This is a genomic window from Mesorhizobium sp. M7A.F.Ca.US.005.03.2.1, from assembly GCF_003997795.1.
In the GTDB taxonomy this organism is placed as follows: Bacteria; Pseudomonadota; Alphaproteobacteria; order Rhizobiales; family Rhizobiaceae; genus Mesorhizobium; species Mesorhizobium ciceri.
This window is the reverse complement of sequence record NZ_RZRP01000415.1, coordinates 1-5,469: the sequence shown is the minus strand read 5'-3', so window position 1 is coordinate 5,469 and position 5,469 is coordinate 1. Positions and strand designations below refer to the sequence as shown.

Genomic DNA, 5,469 nt, shown 5'->3' with positions numbered 1-5,469 from the left:
ACCCAACGCATGCGTAATTCGGCTTGGGTTTGTCAATCCTGCAGCACGCCGCCGGCGCCTTCCAGCGCCTCGCGCGTGTCGACATCGACAGACGCCGCCGCGCCGATCTCGACATCGATGACATCGAGCCCTTCGGTCTCGACCAGATGGCGTGCGCCGGTGTCGCCCTCCAGATGGGCGATCGCCGGAAACAGCGAACGCGGCAACAGCACCGGATTGCCGCGCTTGCCGTCATGCGAAGCGCGGACCACCGCATTGCCGCCGCCCTTGCGGAACGCATCGATCAATCTGTCGAGATCGTGGGACGTGATATCGGGCATGTCGCCGAGCACGATCATCACACCGGCGGAGTCCTCCGGCAGATAGGCAATGCCGGCCTTCAGCGACGTGGACAAGCCGTCGGTAAAATCAGGATTGTGCGCGAAGGTCACGTCGAGGCCCGCCAGCGCAGCGCGCACCCGCTCGCGCTGGTGGCCGGTGACGACGACAGTTCTGGACGCCTTCGAGCCAAGCGCCCGCTCGGCGGTGCGGCGCACCAGCGGCTTGCCGTCGAACAGCGCCAACAGCTTGTTCGGCCCGCCCATGCGGCTCGACCGGCCGGCCGCCAGCAGCACGATGCCGACCTTCAGTTGAGATTTGGCCGGCAGCGGTTCGCGCGGCTGCGGCCGTGTGGGGATTTCCATCAACAGCCCGCCGACCCCCATGCCGGCAATATCCCTGGCGGTCACGTCGAGACCGGCGATCAATCGGTCCAGCACCCAATCGAACCCGTTCTCCTTGGGACTGCGGGCGCAGCCGGGCGCGCCGATGACGTGCTTGCCGCCGAGCGTACCGAGCACCAGCAGATTGCCGGGATCGACCGGCATACCGGCGCGGACGACGGTACCGCCCGCTTTCTCGATCGCCGCGGGAATGACATCGGCGAAATCGCTCATCGCCGAGGCGCCGAAGATCACCACCATGTCATTGTCGCGCACCAGGGAAGCCGTGGCCTCCGCCACCGGCGCGATCTCATGCGCCGTGCGGCGCTCGGCCGTCAGCCTGCCGCCGGTACGCGCCAGCCGTGCTTCGGTGACGCGCAGCGTCTTGTCGAGCACGGAAGGCTTGATGCCCGGCAGAACCGTCTGGATGACGCCGACACGCACGGGCCGGTAGGCATTGACGGCAAAGATCTCGCCTGCGGCGCAGATTTCTGTCGCAGCGTCGACCAGCGCTGAACCGACCGCGAAGGGAATGATCTTCACCGTCGCGACCATCTGGCCTTTTTCGACCGGCGCATGCTGCGCCAGCGTGGCGATGGTGATGGCGGGATCGATGGCATTGATGGCGTCGATGGCAACGGCATCGACCGTGAAGATGCCCGGCGCCTTGGCGTGGAGGTTGACCCGCCCGGTCGCGGCAGGCTTGGCTTCGATGCCGCGAAAGGCCATGCTCCCGGCAATCGTTTGCGCGGCCGCATCCTCGCCGAGGTCGTCCTCAGCCAGAACAGCCGCAACGACCTCGGAAACACCGGCAGTCCGTAGCAGCGCCACATCTTCGGCGCTCAGCCTATGCGCCTTGCGGAAGCGGCGTTCACCAGCGGTGGTGGAGTGTGCCAGCACCGCGCCTTCCGCCGTCTCGATCGGGATCGGTCCGAATTTCACGCCGCCGCACCTTTTGCGTCCAGCCCGCGCGAGCGGAAGGCATGGATCGCCTGGGCCAACACCGCAACAGCAATCTCTCCCGGGCTGGCAGCACCAATATCGAGCCCGATCGGCGCATGGATACGGGCGATCTGGTCGGCGCTCGCGCCCAGCGCCAGCAAACGTTCGACACGCTTGGCATGCGTCTTCCTGCTGCCGAGCGCGCCGACATAGAAGCAGTTGGCGTCTAGTGCTGCCTTCAGGGCGAAATCATCGACCTTCGGATCATGGGTGACGGCGGCAAGTGCGGTGTAGCTGTCGAGCGGCTGACGCTTCAGCACATCCTCCGGCCATTCGGCATGAAGCGCCACATCGGGAAAGCGGTCCGGCGTGGCGAAAGCGGTGCGGGGGTCGATGATCTCCACGGGATAGCCGGCGATCTTCGCCATCGGCGCCAGCGCCTGGCTGATATGGACAGCGCCAATCACGACCAGACGCGGCTGCGGCAGATGCGCGTTGAGAAAGAAAGTCCGCCCCTCGGCTTCGACCGAACCGGAATTACCGGTGCGAAACGCCCTGGCGATCGCGGTTCCGAGATCGCCGGCGACGTGATCGCCCTCGCGCACGATCCGGTCGCGGCCGTCACCGAGATCGGTGACAAGGATCGCCGCACGGCGGGCGCGTCGTTCGGCGTTCAAAGTTTTTAAGGCGTAGGGATCCATCAGGAAATCTCTTGTCCGAGCATCATCTTGTCCAAAAACCGGGTCCCACTTTTTGGGATCATGCTCTAGCCCAGTCTTTCCACGTACACCTTGATGCGGCCGCCACAGGACAAGCCCACTTGCCATGCGGTTTCATCGGCAACACCGAACTCCAGCATCCTGGCCTTGCCGCTGTCGATGACGTCGATGGCCTCGCTGACCACAGCGCCTTCGACGCAGCCGCCCGAGACGGAGCCGTGGAAATTGCCGTCTGCGTCGATGACCAGATGGCTGCCTACAGGTCGGGGCGCCGAACCCCAGGTCTCGACCACTGTCGCGATGGCCACGTCCTTGCCGTCCTTCATCCAGCCCTCCGCAATGATCAGCGGGTCGCGGGCCTCATCCAGATAAATGCTGTTTTCCATGACCGTTTCTCCAGAAGTCTGTTTTTCTCGGGATCTGTTTTCCGGATGGGAAGGATATGGTTATGCGGCGCGCCTCGCGCCAGCTTCCAGCCATCGGCGCGGATCGACGGATTGTGCCGACTTCTTGTCCAATGACGCGCAGAGATCGGCGAGCGCATCGAGATTGTGCACCGAGCGGAACTCGTCGACATGCGGCAGCATCGCCTTGACGCCACGGGCGCGCGCCTGGAAGCCGTCGAAGCGCAGCAACGGGTTCAGCCAGATCAGCCGCCGGCAGGATTTGTGCAGGCGCTCCATCTCCTCCGACAGGCCGGCGACATCGTCGCGCTCCAGCCCATCTGTGATCAGAAGCACGACCGCCCCCTGCCCCAGCACGCGACGCGACCATATCAGGTTGAACTCGGCCAGCGTGTCGCCGATGCGGGTGCCACCCGACCAGTCCATGACCGCCGCCGAACAGTCGGCAAGGGCTGCATCCGGGTCGCGATGGCGCATCTGCCGCGTCAGATTGGTCAGCCGGGTACCGAAGACGAAGGTGTGCACGCGACGCCTTTTTTCCGTCAGCGCATGCAGGAAATGCAGGAAAATCCGCGTGTACTGGCTCATCGAGCCGGAAATGTCGGCCAACACGACCAGCGGCGGATGAACCTCGCGGGCCGAGCGGAATTTCGGCAGGATCAGTTCGCCGCCGGTGCGCGCGGCCGAACGCATCATGGCGCGCGGATCGATGCGGCGGCCATGCGCATCGGCCTTGAAGCGCCGCGTCCGCACCATGTCGAAAGGCAACCGCAACTGCGCGATCGCCTTCTTGGCGTCGGCCATCTCGGCGGCGTTCATCTGGGCAAAATCCTTGGCCCGCAGCACCTCGTTGCCGGAAAAGGTGAAGCGGGCGTCGACCTCGATCTCGGGAATTTCCTGTGGCGGCTGGTTCTTCTGGTGTCCCTCGAACATCGCCTGGCTGACCCGGTTTTCAGCGGCGCGTGGCTTCTGCTTTTCCCTGGTGTCGGGCGCCACCGGCGAAAACATCGCCAGCATCTTTTCGATCAGTTCGCGCGACTTCCAGAACAGCCGGAAGGCCTCGTCGAAAATGGCGTGATCCTCATGCCGCGACACCAGCACGGCGTGCAGCGTCCAGTAGAAATCGTCGCGCGAACCGATGCCCGCGGCGAGCACCGCCTCGATGGCGTCCTTGACCGAGGCCGGCCCCACCCGCATGCCCGCCTTGCGCAAGGTGCGGGCAAAATAGACGATGTTGTCGGCGATCCGCCCGTGCGGCATGGCCTCTTTTGGCTCGGGGCGCGGCATCGCCTACTCCGCCGCCGAAAGCTCGGCCTTCACCTCGTTGAGGATGCGCCGGCCTTCGCCCTGTTCGATGCGGGCAATGTCGTCCTGGTATTTCAACAGCACGCCGATCGTATCGGAGACGGTTTCCGGATCGAGCGCCACCTTGTCGAGCTCGGTCAGCGCGCCGGCCCAGTCGATGGTTTCGGCGACACCCGGCACCTTGAACAGCTCGATCTGGCGCAGCTTCTGGATGAAGGAGACCACTTCGGCCGAAAGGCGCTGGTTGGCCTGCGGCACCTTGCGGCGCACGATCTCCAACTCGCGCTCGGCATTGGGATAGTCGACCCAGTGATAGAGGCAGCGCCGCTTCAGCGCGTCGTGGATCTCACGGGTGCGGTTGGTGGTGATGATGACGATCGGCGGCTCTTCCGCCTTGATGGTGCCGAGCTCGGGCACCGTCACCTGGAAGTCGGACAGGATTTCGAGCAGGAAGGCCTCGAACGCCTCGTCGGTGCGGTCGAGCTCATCGATCAGGAAAACCGGGGCAGCCCCCGCCTTGCCGGTCAGCGCATCGAGCACCGGGCGGCGGATCAGGTATTTTTCGGAGAAGACGTTGCGCTCCATGGCGGAGCGCTCGACCTTGCCGGCCGCCTCCTCCATGCGGATCTCGATCATCTGCGCGGCGTAGTTCCACTCGTAGACGGCGGACGAGACGTCAAGGCCTTCATAGCATTGCAGGCGGATCAGCCGGCGGCCGAGCGCCTGTGCCAACACCTTGGCGATCTCGGTCTTGCCGACGCCGGCCTCGCCCTCAAGGAAAAGCGGCCGCTTCATACGCAACGACAGGAACAGTACGGTCGCCAACGACCGGTCCGCCACATAGTCCGCACCGGTCAGGAGATCGAGCGTCTCGTCGATCGTCCGTGGCGCGGCGCGCGGTTTCAGCTCGGTCATTCTTTCTCCGTGAACGCCGCCGCTCCGCTTTCCAGTACGTGGTAGCCGCGGGCGTGATAGATCAGCGGCCGCAAATTATCGCCCATCCGCAGGCCTGTCACCTTGCCAAAAAGCACACGATGGGTGGCCAGGTCCTTGGTGTCGATCAATTCGCAGTCGAACACGGCGAGCGCACCCTTCAGCGTCGGCGCGCCGGTGGAGATCACGTCCCATTCGCCGAGCGCGAAGCGCTCCTCGACCGGCAAGCCGGTGATTCCGGAAAAGCCGACTGACAGCGGCTCCTGGTGGGAAGCCAGGGTGTTCAAGGCAAACCTGCCGTTTTTCACGAACGGTTCGTTCTTGGGATTTTCGCGATTGAGACAGACCAGAATGGTCGGCGGGGTGTCCGAAACCGAGCAGGCCGCGATCACCGTCGCGCCGCGCTTGCCGGCCGGCCCGTCGGTGGTGACCACATGGACGTGGCCGGCAAGCGCGGCGCGACGG

6 protein-coding genes are annotated in these 5,469 nt (G+C 64.8%); all 6 read right to left on the bottom strand.

Annotated features, from left to right (window positions below):
• Window positions 1-32: 32 nt before the first annotated feature.
• Complete coding sequence (locus EN991_RS21625; RefSeq protein WP_127369513.1) at window positions 33-1,643, bottom strand: molybdopterin-binding/glycosyltransferase family 2 protein; 1,611 nt, start codon at window positions 1,641-1,643, stop codon at window positions 33-35.
• Window positions 1,640-2,344 carry an XdhC family protein gene (locus EN991_RS21620; protein ID WP_013532111.1) on the bottom strand — a complete coding sequence of 235 codons (705 nt, stop codon included), beginning with the start codon at window positions 2,342-2,344 and terminating at the stop codon, window positions 1,640-1,642. The genes EN991_RS21625 and EN991_RS21620 overlap by 4 nt, the downstream gene beginning before the upstream one ends.
• A gap of 65 nt (window positions 2,345-2,409) precedes the next feature.
• Window positions 2,410-2,748 (bottom strand): XdhC family protein, encoded by a 339-nt coding sequence (locus EN991_RS21615; protein ID WP_013532112.1) that lies wholly within the window; start codon window positions 2,746-2,748, stop codon window positions 2,410-2,412.
• Window positions 2,749-2,808: 60 nt separating this feature from the next.
• Window positions 2,809-4,053: a VWA domain-containing protein gene (locus EN991_RS21610; RefSeq protein ID WP_024504342.1), complete on the bottom strand. Its 1,245-nt coding sequence runs from the start codon at window positions 4,051-4,053 to the stop codon at window positions 2,809-2,811.
• 3 nt (window positions 4,054-4,056) lie between these two features.
• Window positions 4,057-4,986 (bottom strand): MoxR family ATPase, encoded by a 930-nt coding sequence (locus tag EN991_RS21605; RefSeq protein WP_013532114.1) that lies wholly within the window; start codon window positions 4,984-4,986, stop codon window positions 4,057-4,059.
• Window positions 4,983-5,469, bottom strand: a 487-nt coding sequence (locus EN991_RS21600; RefSeq protein WP_127369512.1) for a flavin reductase, incomplete at its 5' end; no start/stop codon positions are given. The genes EN991_RS21605 and EN991_RS21600, both read right to left, overlap by 4 nt.